We start from the raw sequence: 22,095 nt of genomic DNA on the forward strand, positions 1-22,095 counted from the left end.
TTTTGGCTCCCTTGCAACGCTATCGCGACTCAGGGCGTATTCATTTTAAAAGAAGAAAATAATGAAAATTGGATTACTTGTTGTAGCTGCGATTCCGGTAATTTTATTGGGGTTGGCTTTTTACCAATATGGTAAATTTTTGCCGACCCTGACCTCCCCCCACAAAGCGCTTTCAGCCGAAGAAATCCAGCAACTAAAACAAAGCAAACCCGTCACATCAATTGAAGTCTTTAAAAGCAAGCGCATTCTGCAATTGAAACATCAACAGGAAGTCATTCGCAGCTATCCCATGCGGTTAGGCTTTGATCCCATCGGACATAAACAGTTTGAAGGTGATGGTAAAACCCCGGAAGGTGTTTATTCTATTGATTGGCGCAATCCACAGAGCGCGTATTACAAGTCTTTGCACATCTCCTATCCCAACCAAGAAGATAGAGCTTATGCGAAACAACATCAGCGTTCGGCAGGGGGCGATGTCATGATTCATGGCAGTGTGCCAACACAAGTAACCTCGATACCTACAAGTGCAGGCTATATGCCACGTAAAGACTGGACCTTAGGTTGTATTGCGGTGACCAATTCTGATATGGATGAGATATGGCAATTGGTCTCTGATCATACCTCTATTATTATTCATCCATAATGAGTTAAACGTTTAGGCTGGCTTTGCGGATAAAGTCGGTGATTAAACCGAGCAAGGCTTATGCAGGGGATAAGTTATATAAAGAGAATTGATCTCAATTAGGCTCCCAAGATCATCACAACCTTTTGTAAAGTAATGTAATATTTTTGGATGGATAAGATGTCAATTTTTCACTGAACAACCTAACAGCGGATAATTTCTACAAAATCTTTGCGAAACTATCCACATTTTCTGTGGATAACGCTGTGGTTATCCACAGGATAAAACTTTTTGCAGTGCTCCACCCTTTACTCTCATCAGAACTCATCTCATGTCAGCCTCTCTATAGGAAGGGAAAGAGATAAGTTCATCTGTAGAAACTGTTCCACATTTTCTTGGATATGAGCCGTATTGTAGCGGCGCAAGGGCGACTAAAGCAGCGCAAGGGTTATCCACAGGATAAAAAATTTTACAGTGCTTAACCTTTTATCGTCACCAAAACTCATCTCATATCAGCCTCTCAATACGACGGAAAAAGAGATAAGTTTATCTATAGAAACTGTTCCACATTTTCTTGGATATGAGCCGCGCTGTAGCGGCGCAAGAGCGACTAAAGCAGCGCAAGGGTTATCCACAGGATAAAATTTTTTGCAATGCTTCACCCTTTATCCTCATCAAAACTCATCTCATATCAGCCTCTCTATACGAAGGGAAAGAGATAAGTTCATCTGTAGAAACTGTTCCACATTTTCTTGGATATGAGCGGTATTGTAGCTGCGCAAGGGCGATCACAGGATAACGTAAACTCAATTACTCATCAGGATATTCGAAGCGATATCCAACCCCATAAACTGCTTGAATCCACTCATGGCGATTACCCGTATCCGCAGCTTCAGTAATTTTACGGCGCAGGTTTTTAATATGACTGTCAATCACACGGTCCGCAACATCAAAGCTATCTGGATTGATATGATCAAGCAATTGTGCACGTGAATACACCTGACCTAAATGTTCTAAAAACAACTCCAGCAAACGGAATTCGGTTGGTGTCAACGTCAATGCTTTTTGTTGATACCAAATCCGTTGTTGTGCTTTATCAATACGGAACAAATCATTTTGTTCAGGCTCAGCTTTACGCTCCAAACGACGTAAAACAGCTTGCACACGGGCAACCAATTCTTTTGGACTAAATGGCTTACAGATATAGTCATCTGCGCCCATATTTAAGCCTAAGACGCGGTCAATTTCCTCAGTACGAGCGGTGACCATAATGATCGGCAGATCAGACTGCTCACGTACTTTACGGCAAATGGTCAAACCATCCATACGTGGGACCATCAAGTCTAAAATCATCAAACTTGGTTTACGTTGCTGAAACTGAGCATAAGCATCTTGACCATCATGGAACATACTGACTTCAAACCCAGCAGCTTCTAAATAGTCACGAACCAACTGTGCGAGTTCAACTTCATCTTCAACCAACATAATATGTTTCATGGTCTTCATCCTATCCATCATCCCCATTAAAAGAGGATTTAAAAGTTATTTAATCTGTTTTGGAAACGTCAGTACACAACGCAATCCACCCAAAGGTGAATGGTCAAAAGTCAGTGAACCACCTAAAGCCTGTGCCAGTTTACATGACAAAGCCAAGCCTAAACCGGTACCGCCCGTACTTCGAGTACGCGAATCATCGACACGATAGAAACGCTCGCCTAAGCGTGAAAGCTGCTCATCATTCACACCCAATGGACTATCATCCACATACATTATCCATTGTTGCTCATTTTGTTGAGTGTGAATCTGTATTTTTCCACCTTGCTCGGTATAGCGAACACAGTTACCCAGCAAATTGACAATAATCTGTTTAAAACGATCTCGGTCTAAAGATAGGACAGCACCTTCTCCAGACAATGTTACCTCGAGTTGGTTTTGCTCAAATGTAGATCTAAAGTTTTCAACTTCTTGCAGCACGACATCCCACGGGTTGACATCAGCAAAATAGCACTTCAGTTGTTGTGCATCAGCTTGTGCCAAATCAGCCAAGTCCTGAGTCAACTTTTTCAGGCTGCTGACCTGACGCATCATGGAATCGAGATGTTCAGGTGTGGCTTTACGAATGCCATCCTGCATCGCCTCGATCTGTGCCTGCAAGACCGCCAATGGTGTTTTTAATTCATGTGAGGTATCAGATACCCACTGACGGCGCGATTCTTCATGATGATGCAAGATATCAGCCAAATGGTTGAGCTGATTGGACAAATCACCTAATTCATCATTCCGTCTGATCTTCACTTGATGCTGATAATTACCGCGCGTGAGTTCGCGAGTTGCGTTCAGCAAACGCTGAATCGGTTTTTTAAAATAAGTCGCCATTAGCAAGGCAGCAACCAGACTTGAAAGTACCGTAAGTGCATAGACCAAAAGTAAATAACGTTTCTGATTGCTAAAGAAATTAATACTCGATGCATCATCCTGATCTAAAACAGGCTTCAAGCCTAAATAGCCAACCACCTTTTGCCCTACGATAATTGGACGGAAGGCAATTTGATCCGTTGCAGGTTCACCCACAATAAACTGCTGTTTTTCATCATATAAAGACAAACGCGAGCTTAGGCCCAACCGATCAGGAATCGAGACAAAACGCTTTTTGCCATGTTCTGCAGGGGTATTCAGTTTGTTTTCTTGCTTAGCGTCATTACTCTCTTTCTTTAAACGGAATTGACTTTGACTTAAAGGAAAACGCAAACCTTCAAAGGGCTGATATTCTGAAGGCAAATTCTGTTTCAGAATTTTTAATTCTTCATCATTAAAGATTTGGCGATTTTTGATTTCGACATTATTTTGCGCCAAGGTTGGAGACAGGCTTAACAAGGTATGGTCATTAAAATAACGTTGCTGTAAGGCAATATCATACTGACGACGCAGCCACCATTGTGACAATCGATCATAGTCGTCAGGGGCTGCACTTCCCTCAATTTGTAGAATCTGTGCCTGAATCGCATTACCCCAGTCATGGTAAACCGTATAGACATTGCCTAAATTCGCAATTAAACGGTCCAGTTTCTGCATTTCGACATCGGCCACATAACGTGCAAAGTTCTTTTGCATGGTCCAATGCAACACCCCCAAGCTAATCGTAGCGATTAACAAGGTCGTAAGTAATACCGTTAAAAACAAACGTAAGGCTAAAGGTACGCGACGAACATTCAAAAGCAGATTCTCAATAGTGTTCTATTTGTGGATTGTAACCAACATGGTCGAAAAAAACTCTCCATTGTTTCTTCATCTTTATTATCTAATCTTTAACCATCAAATCAACACTGACAATGCTGGATAAAACAATGAACAAGACAAAAATCGTAATGATGACCACCCTACTCGGTTCTGTTTTAGGCTTGGCTGCCTGTCAATCGACGACGCCAGCAGAACAGTCGATGAACCGTGACCACCACCGCCATAATATGCAACGTGCGCCCCTAACACCAGAGCAACGTGCTGAATGGCAAGCAAAACGAGAGCAACGCCTAGAGCAGCGCGAACAGATGCGTCAGGAACATCAAGCACAACGCGCTCAGATTGAGCAAGCTTGCCAAGGGAAACGCATCGGAGATCGCGTGAATATTCAATGGAATAAGCGTGTAATTCAAGGCACCTGTGAAGTTCGTTTCACCCCAGACAAATCGCAATTCAAGCGTCAAGCCAACGCAACAACTTAATTCACCCTCTTCCTCATCGGCGCTTTTATAGCGCCTTTTTTTACTTACACAGCTGCTTACGATTTTTAAATAAGCAGTTTGAGTCAAAAGCTAAAAAAACACCTACAATCTAAACGCTTAAACAGGTTGAATCATAAACTTTGACTTAGCAGTCACTAAGAAATGACCTGCAAAAGCTTGTACCGAACTATAACTTGTTGCACGATTAGCAGTACAAAATGGTGCCGTTGGGCATATTTATCATTGACTAAGATTATAACTCTGGTTTAACCAGTATTGAGGAACCCGCTATGCCACAATACAAAGCACCCTTACGTGATATGCAGTTCGTATTGCACGAATTATTAAATGCTGAAGCACATTACGCGAAACTTCCTGCATTTCAAGACACTGTAAGCCGTGAATTGGTTGATCAATATTTAGAAGCAGCGGCTGATTTCTGTGAGAATGAACTTTCTCCGTTAAACCAAGTCGGCGACCGTGAAGGTTGTACTTGGAATGATGGTGTTGTAACGACACCTACAGGCTTTAAAGAAGCGTATCAAAAATATATCGAACTTGGCTTCCCATCTCTTTCTGCTGATGAAGAATTTGGCGGTCAAGCATTACCAAACTCTTTAGGGATCTCGATCTCTGAAATGGTTGGTACAGCAAACTGGTCTTGGGGTATGTACCCTGGCCTATCTCACGGTGCTGTTCGTACTTTAGAACACCACGGTTCTGATGAGCAAAAGAACACTTACTTGCCAAACCTTGTTTCAGGTGTTTGGACAGGTACCATGTGCTTAACTGAATCTCATGCAGGTTCAGACTTGGGTATCATCCGTTCTAAAGCTGAACCAAATGCTGATGGTAGTTACGCGATCTCTGGCGAGAAAATCTTTATCTCTGCTGGTGAACACGACATGGCTGAGAACATCATCCATATCGTACTTGCGCGTTTGCCAGGTGCGCCAAAAGGCACTAAAGGGATTTCTTTATTCATCGTACCTAAATTCCACGTCAATGCTGACGGTTCAGTTGGCGAGCGTAATGCGGTTCGTTGTGGTTCAATCGAACACAAAATGGGTATTCATGGTAACGCAACTTGTGTCATTAACTTTGACCAAGCAAAAGGTTACTTGATCGGACCTGAAAACCGTGGCTTAAACTGCATGTTCACATTCATGAACACAGCACGTATTGGTACAGCGGTTCAAGGTTTATCTGCATCTGAATCTTCTTTCCAAGGCGCTTTGGCGTATGCGAAAGATCGTTTGGCAATGCGTTCTCTTTCTGGTCCTAAAGCACCAGAGAAAGATGCCGATCCAATTATCGTTCACCCAGCTGTTCGTAACATGCTTTTAACGCAGAAATCATTTGCTGAAGGCGGTCGTGCGTTGGTTTACTTATTGGCTCAATATGCAGATATCGTTGAAAAAGGCGAAACTGAAGAAGAGCGTAAGTTTGCTGACAACATCTTGTCTTTGTTAACGCCAATTGCAAAAGCATTCTTAACTGAAACAGGTTCTGAATCTGCGAAGCACGGTGTACAAGTCTTTGGTGGTCACGGCTTTATTTCTGAACACGGTATGGAGCAAATCGTACGTGATACACGTATCGCTTGCTTATACGAAGGAACAACTGAGATTCAAGCACTTGACTTGTTAGGTCGTAAAGTCTTGCAAACTCAAGGTGCAATGTTGAAAGACTTCACCAAGATCATCCACAAATTTGTTGAAGCAAACAAAGACAATGCTGCGATGCAAGAATTCGTTGCGCCATTGGCTGCTGCCAACAAAGAATGGGGCGACATCACCATGCAAATCGGTATGCGTGCGATGCAAAACCCTGATGAAGTTGGTGCAGCTGCGGTTGACTACCTATACTTCTCTGGTTATGTAACGCTTGCTTACTTATGGGCGCGTATGGCACTTGTTGCTCAAGAGAAATTAGCTGAAGGTACAACTGAAGTTGACTTCTACAATGCAAAAGTGACGACTGCTCGCTTCTACTTCAAGAAGATCTTGCCACGTGTTCGTTCGCATGTAGACGTACTTTCAACTGGCGTTGCGCCATTGTTTGAACTCGATGCGGAACACTTCTCTTTCTAAACATAGTTTAGAATGAGATGCAACGTTCATCACAGAAAAAGGACTGGTCAGTTTTGACCGTCCTTTTTTTGTTTAATCAATGCTAAATTTACACTATTCAATTTATTTGTTCGTTTTATTTGATCACTTTGCACATCAAACTGTGCGTAGAAGGGAACGATTATGCCAATTTACAATGCTCCTTTAGCAGACATGAAATTCATCTTAAATGATGTATTTAAAGCAGAACAATTTTGGCAGTCTAATGAGAAACTTGCTCATGTAGATGCTGCAACGGCTGAAGCAATTTTAGAAGAAATGGCGAAGTTTGCCCAAAATGTGACACATCCGTTAAACCGTACGGGTGATGAAGAAGGCGCACGTTGGGAAAATGGCGAAGTTTTCACCCCTGCAGGCTTCAAAGAAGCATTCCGTCAATATGCTGATGGCGGCTGGATCGGCTTAGGTGCAGATGAGGAATGGGGCGGTCAGGCCATGCCGAAAATGCTGACTGTACTGTCTGATGAAATGCTATTCGCGACCAATCCATCATTCATGCTCTACCCGCTTCTTTCTGTGGGTGCAGGTATGGCCTTAAACAGCTATGCATCACAAGAGCAAAAAGAAACTTTTTTACCTAAAATCTACTCTGGCGAATGGTCAGGCACCATGTGCTTAACTGAACCACATGCAGGTACAGATTTAGGGATTATTAAGACTAAAGCTGAGCCTAATGAAGATGGTACTTACAACATTACGGGTACGAAAATCTTCATCACTGGTGGTGATAACGATTTAGCTGAAAACATCATTCACTTGGTCCTTGCGAAGACACCAAATGCACCTGCGGGTTCACGTGGTATCTCGTTATTCATCGTACCTAAATTCTTGGTGAATGCAGATGGTTCTTTAGGTGAACGTAACCCAGTTGGCCCAGGTTCTATCGAACACAAGATGGGGATTAAAGCTTCTGCAACTTGCGTGATGAACTTTGATGGTGCGAAAGGTTACCTTGTTGGTAAAGAAAACGAAGGTCTTGCTGCGATGTTCGTCATGATGAACTACGAACGTTTGTCGATGGGTATTCAAGGTCTCGGTGCTTCTGAATTTGCTTATCAAAATGCAGCACAATACGCGACTGACCGTTTACAAGGTCGTAGTGCAACAGGTGTTCAATCACCAAACAAACCAGCGGACAGCATTCTAGTTCACGGTGATGTGCGTCGTATGTTACTTAACGTACGTGCCAACAACGAAGCATCACGCGCATTTGCAGTCTATGTGGGTCAACAACTAGATATCACCAAGTTCTCAACTGATGCGGAAGCTGTAAAGCAAGCGAACAACCGTGTTGCGCTGTTAACACCAATCGCAAAAGCTTACCTCACTGATACTGCATTCCAAGCAACCTTAGATGCACAAATGGTGTTTGGCGGTCACGGTTATATCCGTGAATGGGGTATGGAACAATGTATCCGTGATCTTCGTATTGCTCAGATTTACGAAGGGACAAATGGCGTTCAGTCTCAAGATTTAATTGGTCGTAAAACGATTAAATGTGGCGGTGCATTCATTGCTGAGTACATCACTGAAATTCGTGACTTTGCCAACGCATTAGATACTGACTTAAACTTCATTAAAGATGCCACTTTAGATGCGGCAACTGAAATTGAAGCAATCACTCAATTCGTCATTGAGCAAGCAGCTGAAAACGTAGATTTCCCGAATGCTGCTGCGGTTGATTACTTACATGCCGTTGGTTTACTCAGCTTTGCATATATGTTTGCAAAAATCGCTGCTGCTGCAAAAGACAAGTCTGGTGATTTCTACCAGAACAAAGTTGCTTTAGCACAATACTTTGTAGACCGTATCTTGCCTGAATTAGACGCGCGTTTAGCGAAAATCAAAGCGGGTTCTGACTTGATCATGAACTTCAGCGAAGATTACTTCACTAATCAAGCTTAATTTAGTTTGCTAATAAAAACTGCCTCAGTCATTTGGTTGAGGCAGTTTTTTTATGGCTATAATAAAACCAGCATAAAACTTGCATAACATTCTAATGATCTTGTCGAGAATATAAATCTCTATGTCGAACTCTAAAGAGAAGCTTGAAGGCTTACCTCGTCTACTTGACCGCTTTGGTCACTACGCAGTTGAAGCTTTTCATTACTTAGCCTTGTTTATTATTGGCTGTATGATTGCATGGTCAGCCGTGCATACTGTTATTGAAATTCTGACAGTTAAACAATACGCCACCATTGATGACATCTTGCTGCTGTTTATCTATCTAGAATTAGGTGCCATGGTCGGGATTTATTTCAAAACTAATCATATGCCAGTGCGCTTTCTGATCTATGTCGCGATTACTGCACTGACCCGATTACTGATTGCCGATATTCAGCACAATCATAAAGCATCGATGGATTTGGTGATTACCACAGGTTCGATCTTAATTTTAGCGTTTGCAATTCTGGTGGTACGTTTTGCGTCGTGGAACTACCCTTCTGTAATCCGTGGTAAAGATCAAGAACAACAATTGCCTTCCAACAAAACCCCTCGACCACAAGACGATGAGTTAGCATAAACAAAAAAAGCAGGCGGGTTGCCTGCTTTTTTATTGCTTCGTTTAAGCCACTCGGAACACGCGATATTTGGAATCAACCAGTACATATTTGCCTTGTACTTGCATCCAGTTATAGCCACGAGGTGGTTCATATAAACGGTGGGTACGATAGTTCGAAACCACATAGCGGTTACTACGGAATTCTGAAGGTAAACGCTCACCACGCTTGAAGTTAATACGTTGACCATAATGATTACCACGATCACCATTGGACCAGCGTGGTTGTTCACGATGATCATAACGGTGGTCATAACGGTGGTCATAACGGTGGTCATAACGATCATAGCGGTTATCGTAGCGATCTTTATGATCATGATTCCAACGATTTGAATCCGCCATGGCCGAGGCAGATACACCGAGCATAAGGGTTGATACAAGCAATACCACTGTCTTTTTCATTGTTTGATCCTCTGTTTTTCGATCTGAGATCAGATTAAGAAAAACTCTGGGAGAAAGCATGAATAAAACCCGCGACATTGCAAAGCTTTGTAATGAATAGCGAGAAATTATGGAGAACACACTCCATACTACTTTGAAAAAAACGATTTCAAATCAGCGAATAATCTCAATCGTAAAATTATCATCAGTCACTAAAAGATAACGTCCATCCACAACCACCCAATGTCGACCACGCGGTGGTTCCCGCAACGAATAATAGCCCCAGTCCCGAACCACATAACGTTCGCTACGGAACTCACCTGGTAATTCATTCCCGACCACAAAAGACTCACGACGATAGCTACGCTCATATTGAGTCTCTGGATAATATTCGATACGAACGCCAGGTCGATGATTTGGATGAGGATAGTAGTTATTTTGATTGGGCTGGTAATAATAGCCTTTCGGTGGCGCTGTCGGTGTAGAGCGCTGATTAGAGAACGCAAATGGATCTTGTGCGGGTTGCTGATATGTAGGAGAAGTCTGATGATAAGAACGACGCTCGACCCCGCTATAGCCACTCCACGCATTGTCCGCAAATACCATCACAGGGAGATAGCCCAGCATAGCGGTCAAGCCATAGCTATAAAGTTTAGTGTGCTTCATCGAGGTCTCCCAAAATCAGAGTATCTCTTTATTTTAGAATAAAAAATAAACAGCACTGTTGTAATAATATTTTTTCAGATTAACTGTCCAATTCCTGAGATAAACTGCATCTACCTGTATCCTTGCCTAGATATGCTAAAATCATTTTTTTGCTTTTGAGACAACATCTGTGGCTGAAATGAATTTTGATCGTCTTTATCAGTTCTTTTGCAAAGTTCCGAGTGTACAAGAAGCGCGAATTGTTGCGCATGGTGCTGATGGTCAACATGCATGGTGGTTTAAATTTAACATTGATGTTGAGCATCCTCTCGCATGGCAAACCGTTCAAGAGCTCGGACATGTTCTCAATTATTTATCCACCAACGAACGTTTACCGACCCAATTTTTTCCAGTTTCACCTCCACCTTATATGAATGGTGAAGCCAAAGACTTTTTGGCATGGGTGATTCAATGCAATCATACAGAATTTAGTCCAGATGTGGTCTGCGATTGGTTAGAAGCACGTTTGCCAAATCCAGTCGATGATGAAAAACAGTGGAAAATCAAAACAGATTTAACTGAACTTGATCAAATGGCAGATAAAGATTTAGATCAATTGATTCCGCCAAGCCCTTAATTTTTTTATTGCTGATGTAGCTTTCAACAAGTTGAATACCGAGCAAACGCCCTAATTCAGCTTGTTGAAATCACATTCTGTTCAAGATAAGTCGTAACCTAAATATTCTTGTGGTGATTCAGAATAAGGTAAAATCAAATAATTATTTTTTAAAATCAGGGCTTTCATTGCCATTTGATGAGATGAGTCTAAAGGATAAATTAAAGCGAGATCCTGAATTAAATCTTCAATTTTATCTGATTTAAAATCTGATGTTTTGATCCACCCCAATAAAGATGCGCCTAGCCCCATAAATTCAAAGCCATAATGCTGCATCTGCTGAATAATGGCAAAGTTTTCAAATGAATCAAAATCACACGAAAAATAACCATTCGGCATCATCGCCAATTTAAGTGCTTCTGTTTCAACAGCGGCAATTTTAACCATAATTTCAGTATTGGTAGCGATCAATAGATTTTGATTGAAATAAAGCAGTGCCTCTAAATCATTCTCATCATAGTGCTGCATTTTTTCAGCAAGGCTTTCAAAGCTTCGCTGATGGTCTAAATGAGTCAGTTGTTGAACATGATGCTGAAACACTAAAGGTGTGACAATATTACTTTCAATTAAATGACTGTCTCGACTGCCAATATCTTCGATTCCTTCAAAATATTGGCTATCGTCAAAATAAAGCTGATCACCCAACTGAGCATGCATAGAAGTGTATTCTGCTTGTGATCTATCATCTAAAACCAAAAATACTTTCTTCGGTTTAACGTCTTGTTTTAGCGTTAAATAGCACTCTAAGAGTTCTGCACAATTTTTCAATTCAATAATATCTGCATAATGATTAAATTGATGTACATCTAAATCAATCTGCTCATCCTGTCTGATATTCAGTTTAATTTTCGCCATTGTGTAGAACTCTATATATGCTGAATTAAAAAGTGGATAAACCTGACCATTCCATAAAACGATAAATCCAGTATTTCACTTTCGATTCATCTGCATACTTTGCATAATCAACCGTGATTTGACGTGCATTGGCGTTGGTCCATGCAGAATTAAAATACTGTCCTACATCTTTAAACACTTGCGCTTGCGCTGAACCAATCACATGCATATCGGTTTCAAGGTTATAGTTTTTCAAATTACGTGCGGTTAAGTTGGCCGAACCGAGGATCATCTCGGCTTGCTGTTCATTATATGTGAATATCATTTTGCTATGGCATTGTTCACCACGGGTATCACACCAACGAATCGGAATGCCTACAGCATTCAGCTCTGAAGCCACTTGACGATTGGGAATGCCATTCTTCTGACGCCCGAAAGCATCTTTATTCGGGTCAATCATGATTCGAATGTTGACACCCCGTTGCTTGGCTTGTTTCAAGGCTTCAATGATATTTCGTTCAGACAGATAGAACATCGCCATATCCAAATGTTCTTTGCTCTTCGCGGTCTGAATCATTTTGAGCACAGCATCGTAGATGGCTTTTTCAGTCAACACTTGCACTTGTGGCAGGCTTTTGTCTTCGGTCAGTCCTCCCATAATCACAAATGGGCTTGAACCTTGTGACATATGTGCAACCGCTTGCTCTGTTTGCAACACATCAATTGCGGTTGGCCCATCCACCACCAACGCTACATTGCTATGACGCGAACTACCATCATGTGGATTTGCTGAAGTTACTAAGCTTTTCCAACCTTCGGCAGTATCAACCACCAAGGTTTTACGATGATTGGCCTTAAAGTTAAACAATTCCAGATAACTTCTTAAGGTAATTTTATCATTGCCAAATGGACTGCTGAGCCAACCACCTTCTGGATTATTGCCCAAGTTCTGACAGCAGATATACCAAAAGCCCGACCAAAGTGGATTAGAAGCGCGCAAGGGTTTTAAATCAGTTTCGATGACATCCACACCCGCTTGGCGTAACTGTAGATAATGCTTCGGTGTGAGCCCACCATAAACCGAATTGATTGGATCGGTAATCACCACAATTTCAACAGTTGGATGCAAACGACGCTTCACAATTAATGCATCTGTCAGCTCTTGCATCAAAGGAAACTGTTTGACTTTGGACTTACCCACTTCCTGATTAAACAGGAACATATCCAGCACAATCGTCGTTTGTGCCTGATCAATCAGCTGAAATACTTCTTTGAAAATATGCTGATCAACTTGCTGCTGACCTTGTGCATCGATATAGGTCTGATCTGCTAAAAATTTCACATTGGCATGACGCAATTGCCCAGTAAAATCCAGCCCTTTCGGAAGTGGTTTTACGGTGTGATAGATTGCCGAAGCAATGTATCCAATCACAAAAATACTCAATATGACTGCCATGTAACGTCGACCTGACCAGTTTAATTTTCGATGGATTCGTTGGAAGATACGCATATAAACAAAAAAAGCCCTAGCCTAATGGTTTAAGGCTAGAGCTTATGCTTTGATTTTTCAATAAGATTTAAGTGAAAAATTAGAAGTTAAAATTAACACCAACGGTAAAGTTACGTCCCACTTGCGGAATCGTCGATAAGAACGATGCATGTTGGTAAACTTGATCATCGAGCAAGTTATTGGCATTCAGGAATACACGATAATCAGTAGCCTTACTATATTTACCTGCGTATGCCACACCCAAATTCAGCATGTTATAGCTTTGGGTATCTGTTTCATAAGCAGCAATCTTGTCTTGCTGGAAGACATGATAGTACTCAGCCGAACCACTAAAGCCATCGCCAAAGTTGGCATTTACTTTAGTTCCTAGACGACCAGCAGGTACACGTGGTGCATTTTCATTGTCAATTTTGCCACGTACATAGTCACCAAATACACCAATTTTATAGATGTCCGAGATCTGATAACCCGCCTCTGCTTCAGCACCATAGAAACGTGCCTGATCTTGGGTATATTTGACCAAGCGGAAATCTTTATAACGATCCAAAGTTTGAGCGTAGATATAGTCATCAAACCAGTTGTGATAAACATGGACGTGGTAATCAAACTTGTTATTGTCATAATGGAAACCAAGTTCCACATTATTTGACTTCTCTTTCTTCAACTGATCATCACCCAATTCATAAGTATTGGTCGCGAAATGTCCGCCATTTGCATACAACTCTTGCGCTAATGGTAAACGTTCCTGATGAGAGGTCACGAAAGAGAGTTTATAGTTCGGTGCAAACTCCCAGTTGGCTGCACCAGAAACAGAAAAGGCTGAACCGTCGAAATCTTTTTTAGTTGAATCATCAATATCAATTTTTTGTTGATCAGCACGCGCTGCCAACTCAACATGTACATCATTGAATTGAGCGTGTTCTAAGGCAAAAACACTCCACTTCTTGGTGGTATTTGGTGCCAAGAAGGCTTCTTCACCTGTTAATTCTAATTTTTGTTGACCATATTGCGTTCCAATCACACCTTCCCATGAACCCAGTGGATTGTGTACTAACTCTAAACGTCCATCATAACCCTTGTTTTTAAAGCGCGTTGCAATGGTATCTTCTTCAATTTCATCATGTTTATAATCAGTATAGCTGGCTTGAGCACGTAGCTTTTTAAAGCCTGCAAATGGATCATTCAACTCTGTACGGACATCATAACGCTCAGATTTTAGATCAATCCAAGGTCCTGCCTCATGTGCGTGATCATGGTCGTGATCGTCATGGCCATGGTCGTGATCATCACCATCATCATGATCGTGCTCACCACAATGTAGATGTGGACGCCCTGTAAGATGCGCGCTACAGCTTTCATATTCATGGCTATGCCCAGGTAAACCATATTTATCTTGACGATTGCTATACGAGATTCCCGTAAAGCCACGATCGTAAATCCAAGACAAACCGACATTTACCGTTTCACCTTTGGCAAAGGTATTACCGACACGGCGTTCCTTCTCACCTTCATGCACATAATCTGGTGCAATATAGTCATTGGCTTCGCGGTTTAAACCTTCAACACGCAACGCCACTTGGTCACCTAAGGCCACTGTTACTCCAGCCGTAGCCAGCTTCTCATCACTACCCGTGTTGTAACGTAAGCCCACATTGCCTTCATAGCCATTTTCAGGCATTTTGGTTGGGATCTTGCTATCCGTCACATTCACCAAACCACCTACTGTTCCAGCACCAAATAGCAAAGTGGATGGCCCACGAATCACTTCAACCTGTTTAGCCAGTGCAGGATCTACAGTGACCGCATGGTCAGGAGACAATGTAGATACATCAATATTTTCAGAAGAGTTCTGTAAAATTTTAACGCGTGGCCCATCTTGACCACGGATCACAGGGCGACTAGCACCCGCACCAAATTGATTTGAATATATACCAGGCTCACTACTCAACGCCTCACCAATGGTGACCGCCCCTTGTTGCAGACGTTTTTCATCTACAACGGTATCTGCAACTGCAAAGTCTTTTGATGTTTGCTCTAGTGGATGCGCTTTAATTCGTATGGTATCTAAAGTTGCAACTTGCTCATTTTCTGCTGCAAAAGTAGATACAGATACAACAGCTAAAATAGATAAAGTCAAAATATTCTGTGGAAATGACATATCGTGTCTCGAATCAGTCGATCGTTATTTTTGTTATATTATAACATTTCATTTATTTTGCAATAAAAAACAGTGCAACAATGAACATTTGCTACACTACTTCTCCATGATTCAATGAATGGTCGTTTTTCAACGATATGCCTTTTACACTTTCACATGCCGTACTTGCCCCACCTTTATCCAAATTAAGTCAGGGGCATTTGCCTGTTGCAGCCTTGGCAATTGGCTGTATGACACCTGATCTTTATCGATTATTTACCCAAGAAAATATCGCATTAACACACCAATGGTCAGGTATCTTATTTCCGAATCTGCCTATTGGCCTATGCTTTTGCTTATTGTGGTATTTTATTTATCGCCCTGTCAGCTATCGTTGCCTTGAGATTAAAGATCCTTTAAATATCCACTCACTGGATGATTTCATTTCTTTCAGCTTTCTGAGTTGTCTGGCACTTATCCTTGGGATCAGCACCCATCTGATCTGGGATGGACTCACCCATCTTGATTTTCGAAGTTTTGCTTTTAAAGAGATTCTGGCTCAGAACATTTCATTTTGGGGTTTTAGTTATCCATTACATTTTGTCTTACAGATTGGCTCTTCAATTATTGCCTTGCCGTTTTTGATAAAAATGTGCTGGGATTATTATAAAACGCATAAACATCATCATCCCGTTCCCACTCGACTCAAGGGATTTGCACTGATTAGCATGATCCTTTCCATCTTATATGGACTATTCTCAGTGTTTGACTATAACCGCCATATCAATACTGATCTTTGGAATACTGAACGTTATTTTTTTATTGGCAAATCGATTAATGAATTTACGCAAGCTGGCTTAACTGTCTTTACCATGGCTTGTCTATTATTCTTGTTTTTAGATCGGACTGGCCGTATGAAACCATTTTAACAAAAAGCGTCTGTTTAAAATTCGCTTGAAAACATTAAGACTTGAGACTATACGTTCAACAAGGCATAATCTCCCCTTCATTGGTGCTGCGCTGTTTACGCATTCACCTTCTACAGCCAATATAGTTTGGATAAATAATTCAATATGATGCGCACTCATTACTGTGGCTCTTTAACTGAAGCCCAAATCGATCAAACAGTTACTTTATGCGGATGGGTTCACCGTCGTCGTGACCATGGTGGCGTGATTTTCCTAGATATGCGTGACCGTGATGGTCTTGTACAGGTCGTGATCGATCCAGATACCCCTGAAGCATTCGCAACAGCAGATAAAGCACGTTCAGAATTTGTTTTAAAAATTACAGGTCGTGTTCGTCGTCGCTATGAAGGTACTGAAAATGCCAATATGGTGAGTGGCCAGATTGAAGTTTTAGGTAAAGAGATCGAAGTTCTTGCAGCTTCTGATACTCCGCCATTCCCATTGAATGACGAAAACACCAATATTTCAGAAGAAATTCGTTTGAAATACCGTTTCTTGGACATCCGTCGTCCAGAAATGTTAGAACGCTTACGTTTCCGTTCTAAAGTCACCAACTTGATCCGTAACTATTTTGAAGATCATGGTTTCCTTGACGTTGAAACACCAATTTTGACACGCGCAACCCCAGAAGGTGCACGTGACTATTTAGTACCAAGCCGTGTTTCAAATGGTAGCTTCTACGCACTTCCACAATCACCACAATTGTTCAAACAGTTGTTAATGGTGGGTGGTATTGATCGTTATTACCAAATTGCTAAATGTTTCCGTGACGAAGATTTACGTGCGGACCGTCAGCCTGAATTTACCCAAATCGACGTTGAAACATCGTTCATGAGTGACGATGACATCATGGATTTAATGGAAGGCTTAACAGTTAAAATGTTCAACGAATTATTGAATGTAAAATTCGATAAATTTGAACGTATGACTTATGCAGATGCAATGCGTGACTATGCATCAGACAAGCCAGATATGCGTATTCCTTTGAAACTTATTGATGTTGCAGACTTGATGCAAGACGTTGAGTTCAAAGTATTCGCAGGCCCTGCAAAAGATCCTAAAGGCCGTATCGTTGCTTTACGTGTGCCAGGTGCTGGTTCATTACCACGTAGTGCAATCGACGAATATACTAAATTCGTCGGTATCTACGGTGCAAAAGGTTTGGCTTATATTAAAGTCAACGAGCTTGAAAAAGGCATTGAAGGTCTTCAGTCTCCTATCGTTAAATTCATCGAGCCAATCGTACTCGATCTATTAAAACGTGTTGGTGCTGAAAATGGTGACATCGTCTTCTTCGGTGCAGACAAAGCCAAAGTTGTAAATGATGCGATGGGCGCACTTCGTGTGAAAATCGGTCATGATCTCAATCTATCAACTTGTGAGTGGGCGCCACTGTGGGTTGTTGATTTCCCGATGTTCGAAGAAACTGATGACGGCAAATGGACTTCTGTTCACCACCCATTCACCCTACCGAAATCAAGTGTTGAAGAAGTGAAGAGCAACCCAGGTGAAGCACTTTCTGTGGCATACGACATGGTACTCAACGGTACTGAAATCGGTGGCGGTTCACTGCGTATCTATACGCTCGAAATGCAAAAAGCGATCTTTGAAGCTTTAGGTATTGGTGAAGAAGAAGCAGAAGAAAAATTCAGCTTCTTATTGAATGCATTACGTTACGGTGCGCCTCCGCACGGTGGTTTGGCATTTGGTCTTGACCGTTTGATCATGTTGATGACAGGCGCATCTTCGATTCGTGATGTGATTGCATTCCCGAAAACCAAGACTGCTGAATGTCCGTTGACTCAAGCGCCAGCGCCAGTTGAAGCGAATCAATTACGTGACTTAGGTATTCGTTTACGCGAAAAACCAAAAGCTGAAGAAAAATAAACCCTGCGTTTATAATTCAATAAAAGACCCTGCTCCATGCAGGGTTTTTTATATTGGTGAGTTTTACTTTGCGATCATGCTCGCTAGTGGCATAATAAGCTGCTTTTTATTGAGAGGTCAGTCTTATGGCAATGCGTCCTGATGTACGTCGACATGCAATCGTGATTATTATTTTTTCACTTGCTCAATGGTTTTTCATGCGTTACATCTTGGCAAATGAACTCTTCAATATGACCACCAACCAACGCATTTTATACTTCTGCGTAAGTAGCTTGGCAGGCGCATTACTGATTTTTGTTGCGTTAATCTATATGGTGCTCAAAGGCAATGTAAATAAACAAGATTAAAATCATGTCATTTTACGTTACTTTACTTCGTCTTCTACCTTTAGCATTTTTGCGTAGTATCGCAAAAGTGGCAGCCTACTTTATCAATCAAAATCCAGATAAAAGTATGCTGTGGAAAACCAGAGTCAATCTTGGATTGGCCTACCCGCAACTGAGTCAAGATCAGAAAGAACAGCTCGCTCGAGAAAGTGTCACCAAACAATGTCTCAGTTATATTGAATCTGGAAAATGTTGGGCAATGCCACCAGAATGGAGCATTCAGCAAATCCATACGGTGCATCATCTTGAAGTTCTCACAGATGCTTTAAAAGATCCACGTGGTGCGCTGATTATCACCCCACATCTGGGCACATGGGAAATGATGAATGCTTGGGTACATCAATATGGCATCCCGACCATCATGTACAAGCCCATGAAAGATTCTGGCTTTAATGCTTTTGCCCTGCATGCTCGTCAACGACTCAATGCAACCTTAGTCCCAACAGATGCTTCTGGTGTAAAAGCTTTGTTTAAAAATCTAAAACAAGGCGGTTTCAGTGTGATTCTACCAGATCATGTCCCTGATCCTTCTGGCGGTGTCATTGTTCCTTTTTTCGGTATTCCCTGTCTAACCAGTACTCTTGCCAGCAAAATGGCACAGAAAACCCAATGTCGTTTAGTTGGATTAAGCTGTTTCCGTCGCGATGATGGAGAGGGTTTTGATGTCTATTGTGATGATCTGAATGATCCGCAGCTGTATGATCGAGATATCGAAGTTGCGACAACAGCACTCAATCAAGCCGTTGAGCAGATGATCAACCGCTTCCCTGCTGAATATATGTGGGGCTATAAACGATTTAGAGGTGAATCTACAGACAGAGATTATTATAAATAATCAAAGCTTATTCCAGTCCATGGTCATCGTTAATACTCTAAAAATAATTCACGTTAAAACGCTAGAACTACAAAAACTTGAGAAAACAATGATATATTATCATTCTGTTTTGACTTACTCTCTATCTAAATGATTCCTAAAATTATTCATTATTGTTGGTTTGGAGGAAAAAGTATTCCCGAGCCCTTACAACACTATATCAATGGTTGGAAAGAAAAATGTCCAGATTGGGAAATAAAAATTTGGAATGAGGAAAGTTTTAATATTAATAGTCACACTTTCACTCAATCTGCGTATCAACAAAAAAAATATGCTTTTGTTTCGGATTATGTACGAGCATGGGCCTTATATGAGTTTGGTGGTGTTTACTTAGATACAGATGTTGAACTTAAATTACCTATTGATAGTTTCTTAAATTATGAAGCATTTAGTGGTTTTGAGGGTGTTGATTTACCTTTTACTGCAGTATGGGGATCAATACCAAAACACAGCTTTTCAAAAAAAATATTAGATTACTACCACGATAAAACCTATTCTAATCAAACTCCACCGAATACGCTCTTTGTCTCAGATATTCTTGTTAACGACTTTAATATTAATAAAAAAACTGACGCATATCAGATTGGAAATGATAACAACAATATTATTCACATTTTCCCATCCCATTATTTTTGCTTAGATTTACCCGTAAACTATAGCACACACCATTTTATTGGTTCTTGGATAGAAGATCACCATAATAGGAAACCCTATAAACAGCAATTACATAATAAATACTATTTAAACAAAATAGAAGATGATTTGCTTTGGCAAAAAGATCAGCTAAAAAAATTAGCTAAAAACATAAATCTAACTCAACTATTAATCATTCTACGGTATTACATCCGCTCAAAATTTTAAAAATAATTAAATTCAGATTGAGTTGCATATTGAAAAATATGCAACCTTTTGATAAGTATAATTTTTTAGATTAAAAGTCAACTATATTCAATAAAAATGGAGTAGACATAGTAAATACGACATTTTTAATTATTAGAATCAATTACTTAAAAATTAAAAGCACTTGACTAGTCTCTTTGCACTACGCAAAAAATATTTCTTTAATGCGATAAAAAATAGACAACTTGAATATAAAATTATGTACTAAAAATGCGATGACCATAATAATTCTAAAAAAATAATGCTATATTATGATGACATCTTAGACTTAAATTCTGTTCCATGATTCCCAAGATTATTCACTACTGTTGGTTTGGGGGGAAAAAAATTCCTGAACCATTACAATACTATATCAACGGTTGGCAAGAAAAATGCCCAGACTGGGAAATCAAGCTATGGAATGAAGAAAATTTCGACATCAATAGCCACCCTTTTGCCCAAAAAGCCTATGAAGAGAAAAAGTATGCCTTTGTCTCAGACTATGTTAGAGCATCTGCGCTATATGAGTTTGGAGGTGTTTATCTAGATACTGATGTTGAAATTAAACACGCTATAGATGAATTTTTAACACTAGAAGCTTTTAGCAGTTTTGAAATTGACAGCATCCCTTTTACTTCTGCTGTCTGGGGCAGTATGCCTAAGCATTCGCTCACCAAAAGAATGTTAGATTATTATGACTCCAAGACGTATAGCAATGATGAGCCGCCTAATACCGTCACGATTAGCAATCTTTTAACCCGCTTTTATGGGATTGACCCGCATCAAGATGAAAATCAAGTGGGCAATGACGGGTCTAATAAAATTCATATTTTCTCCTCTTCTTATTTTTGTTTAGATCTTCCCCAAAACTATACCACTCATCATTTTATTGGCTCGTGGCTAGATAAAGAAAAAAAGGAAAGCTATAAAGAGAAAGTACATACAGTACACTATACCAATAAAGTTTTAACCTCAAATGTGGCAATAGACAAACTTTTCTTAAAAGAGTTAGCAAAGAAAATCAATATTTCAAGTTTATTTAATTTGATTCGCTATTATATAAAACATAAGTTCAAGTAGATTAAACTACTTGAACTCTATTTTCTTTTCAAAAATCTTATAATGTAAATTATAAATCTGAATAAAAAAACGATAAATTTCTCTTTTTATTTTTAAGCTTATTTTATTTATTTTTAGTGGAGCAGTCATCTCGCTCTGATGTCTTTGAGATCGATCTGATTGAAGACAACTTACAAACTTAACTTCCTTATTATAAATAAAATCTTGCACACACAGTGCTGGTTGCATTTGATATACCAGTTTCTGCGTAATATAGCTATCAAACATAATATCATCAATTGGCTTTACAGCATCCAGCTCACTAATATACTTAAATAAATTCTTAGCTCCTGCATTGGAAATAATATAACCAGCGGTTCCTAAATGCCGCCCTTTGAGAAGGAATAGAGATCGATCACTAATAAGAGCTTTTCTAGAAAAAAGTTCGACTTGGACTGAATCTGAAAACGCTTCAAGTTTAATAACCTCTACATTTTCTGGTATCCAAGAGTTATCCTTTAAAAATAATTGTGCCTGTGAGCCTAAATAAATATCATCTTCAAAAATTGCCATATAGGATAAGTTATTATCAATTATTTTTTTCCACAAAGTGAGATGACTTAAAAGGCATCCAATCTCACCTTTTGTTAAAGAGCAATTCTTTAGCTCTAATCCTGTATTTTTGAGTGCCTCATCAATCTGATGGGGTTCAATCGCATCAAAATATTGAAATTCAATTTGTTGAGTCATGAATTGCTGGTTTATATGCTTCCTTCTTTCAAGCGCATTTTTTAAGCTAACGACAGAAATATCCATTCAATGCTCT

Annotated in this window: 20 protein-coding genes; 12 read left to right on the forward strand and 8 right to left on the reverse strand. The window is 40.3% G+C overall.

Annotated features, from left to right (window positions below):
- Positions 1-61: 61 nt before the first annotated feature.
- Complete coding sequence (locus F887_RS03030; RefSeq protein ID WP_005296723.1) at positions 62-643, forward strand: L,D-transpeptidase family protein; 582 nt, start codon at positions 62-64, stop codon at positions 641-643.
- Positions 644-1,432: 789 nt separating this feature from the next.
- Here F887_RS03030 and F887_RS03025 read toward each other — a convergent pair.
- Positions 1,433-2,119 (reverse strand): response regulator, encoded by a 687-nt coding sequence (locus F887_RS03025; RefSeq protein ID WP_005149936.1) that lies wholly within the window; start codon positions 2,117-2,119, stop codon positions 1,433-1,435.
- Between the two features lie 45 nt (positions 2,120-2,164).
- Complete coding sequence (gene baeS / locus F887_RS03020) at positions 2,165-3,835, reverse strand: sensor histidine kinase efflux regulator BaeS (RefSeq protein ID WP_005296726.1); 1,671 nt, start codon at positions 3,833-3,835, stop codon at positions 2,165-2,167.
- A 131-nt stretch (positions 3,836-3,966) separates the two neighbouring features.
- On the opposite strand from baeS, the gene F887_RS03015 reads away from it, so the two are divergent.
- From F887_RS03015 to F887_RS03000, 4 genes are all read left to right on the forward strand, one after another.
- The gene (locus tag F887_RS03015) at positions 3,967-4,341 is read left to right on the forward strand and encodes a hypothetical protein (RefSeq protein WP_005296727.1); all 375 of its coding nucleotides are present in this window, start codon (positions 3,967-3,969) and stop codon (positions 4,339-4,341) included.
- Between the two features lie 290 nt (positions 4,342-4,631).
- Entirely contained in the window at positions 4,632-6,434 is a 1,803-nt protein-coding gene (locus tag F887_RS03010) for an acyl-CoA dehydrogenase C-terminal domain-containing protein (RefSeq protein WP_005296731.1), read from the forward strand.
- Positions 6,435-6,596: 162 nt separating this feature from the next.
- The gene (locus tag F887_RS03005; RefSeq protein WP_005296734.1) at positions 6,597-8,378 is read left to right on the forward strand and encodes an acyl-CoA dehydrogenase C-terminal domain-containing protein; all 1,782 of its coding nucleotides are present in this window, start codon (positions 6,597-6,599) and stop codon (positions 8,376-8,378) included.
- Positions 8,379-8,499: 121 nt separating this feature from the next.
- On the forward strand, positions 8,500-8,997 hold the full coding sequence (locus tag F887_RS03000) for a phosphate-starvation-inducible protein PsiE (protein WP_005296737.1): 498 nt from the start codon (positions 8,500-8,502) through the stop codon (positions 8,995-8,997).
- Positions 8,998-9,039: 42 nt separating this feature from the next.
- On the opposite strand, the gene F887_RS02995 is transcribed toward F887_RS03000, so the two are convergent.
- The gene (locus tag F887_RS02995) at positions 9,040-9,435 is read right to left on the reverse strand and encodes an RcnB family protein (RefSeq protein WP_005296740.1); all 396 of its coding nucleotides are present in this window, start codon (positions 9,433-9,435) and stop codon (positions 9,040-9,042) included.
- A 153-nt stretch (positions 9,436-9,588) separates the two neighbouring features.
- Positions 9,589-10,080, reverse strand: coding sequence for an RcnB family protein (locus F887_RS02990; protein WP_005296743.1), 492 nt, complete (start codon positions 10,078-10,080; stop codon positions 9,589-9,591).
- 178 nt (positions 10,081-10,258) lie between these two features.
- On the opposite strand from F887_RS02990, the gene F887_RS02985 reads away from it, so the two are divergent.
- Positions 10,259-10,696, forward strand: a complete 438-nt coding sequence (locus F887_RS02985) for a hypothetical protein (protein WP_005296745.1) — start codon at positions 10,259-10,261, stop codon at positions 10,694-10,696.
- An 81-nt stretch (positions 10,697-10,777) separates the two neighbouring features.
- Here the strand turns inward: F887_RS02985 and F887_RS02980 are convergent, their stop codons facing one another.
- The 3 genes from F887_RS02980 to znuD form a co-directional block, all read right to left on the reverse strand.
- On the reverse strand, positions 10,778-11,590 hold the full coding sequence (locus F887_RS02980) for a hypothetical protein (RefSeq protein ID WP_005296748.1): 813 nt from the start codon (positions 11,588-11,590) through the stop codon (positions 10,778-10,780).
- Between the two features lie 25 nt (positions 11,591-11,615).
- Entirely contained in the window at positions 11,616-13,079 is a 1,464-nt protein-coding gene (locus F887_RS02975) for a phospholipase D family protein (RefSeq protein ID WP_155757588.1), read from the reverse strand.
- A 79-nt stretch (positions 13,080-13,158) separates the two neighbouring features.
- Positions 13,159-15,237 carry a zinc piracy TonB-dependent receptor ZnuD gene (znuD, locus tag F887_RS02970; protein WP_005296753.1) on the reverse strand — a complete coding sequence of 693 codons (2,079 nt, stop codon included), beginning with the start codon at positions 15,235-15,237 and terminating at the stop codon, positions 13,159-13,161.
- 137 nt (positions 15,238-15,374) lie between these two features.
- Here znuD and F887_RS02965 point away from each other — a divergent pair, with 137 nt between their 5' ends.
- From F887_RS02965 to F887_RS02940, 6 genes are all read left to right on the forward strand, one after another.
- On the forward strand, positions 15,375-16,145 hold the full coding sequence (locus F887_RS02965) for a DUF4184 family protein (protein WP_005296755.1): 771 nt from the start codon (positions 15,375-15,377) through the stop codon (positions 16,143-16,145).
- A gap of 144 nt (positions 16,146-16,289) precedes the next feature.
- Positions 16,290-18,071 carry an aspartate--tRNA ligase gene (gene aspS / locus F887_RS02960; protein WP_005296758.1) on the forward strand — a complete coding sequence of 594 codons (1,782 nt, stop codon included), beginning with the start codon at positions 16,290-16,292 and terminating at the stop codon, positions 18,069-18,071.
- Between the two features lie 125 nt (positions 18,072-18,196).
- A complete protein-coding gene (locus tag F887_RS02955; protein ID WP_005296760.1) occupies positions 18,197-18,418 on the forward strand; it encodes a hypothetical protein in 222 nt (73 codons plus the stop codon).
- Positions 18,419-18,422: 4 nt separating this feature from the next.
- Positions 18,423-19,292: a lysophospholipid acyltransferase family protein gene (locus tag F887_RS02950; protein WP_005296762.1), complete on the forward strand. Its 870-nt coding sequence runs from the start codon at positions 18,423-18,425 to the stop codon at positions 19,290-19,292.
- A gap of 129 nt (positions 19,293-19,421) precedes the next feature.
- The gene (locus F887_RS02945) at positions 19,422-20,192 is read left to right on the forward strand and encodes a glycosyltransferase family 32 protein (protein ID WP_005296764.1); all 771 of its coding nucleotides are present in this window, start codon (positions 19,422-19,424) and stop codon (positions 20,190-20,192) included.
- A gap of 321 nt (positions 20,193-20,513) precedes the next feature.
- Positions 20,514-21,290 (forward strand): glycosyltransferase family 32 protein, encoded by a 777-nt coding sequence (locus tag F887_RS02940; RefSeq protein WP_005296767.1) that lies wholly within the window; start codon positions 20,514-20,516, stop codon positions 21,288-21,290.
- Positions 21,291-21,296: 6 nt separating this feature from the next.
- Here the strand turns inward: F887_RS02940 and F887_RS02935 are convergent, their stop codons facing one another.
- Positions 21,297-22,085 (reverse strand): glycosyltransferase family 25 protein, encoded by a 789-nt coding sequence (locus F887_RS02935; RefSeq protein ID WP_005296770.1) that lies wholly within the window; start codon positions 22,083-22,085, stop codon positions 21,297-21,299.
- Positions 22,086-22,095: the final 10 nt, after the last annotated feature.

This window comes from Acinetobacter sp. NIPH 2100, from assembly GCF_000369805.1.
Classification (GTDB): domain Bacteria; phylum Pseudomonadota; class Gammaproteobacteria; order Pseudomonadales; family Moraxellaceae; genus Acinetobacter.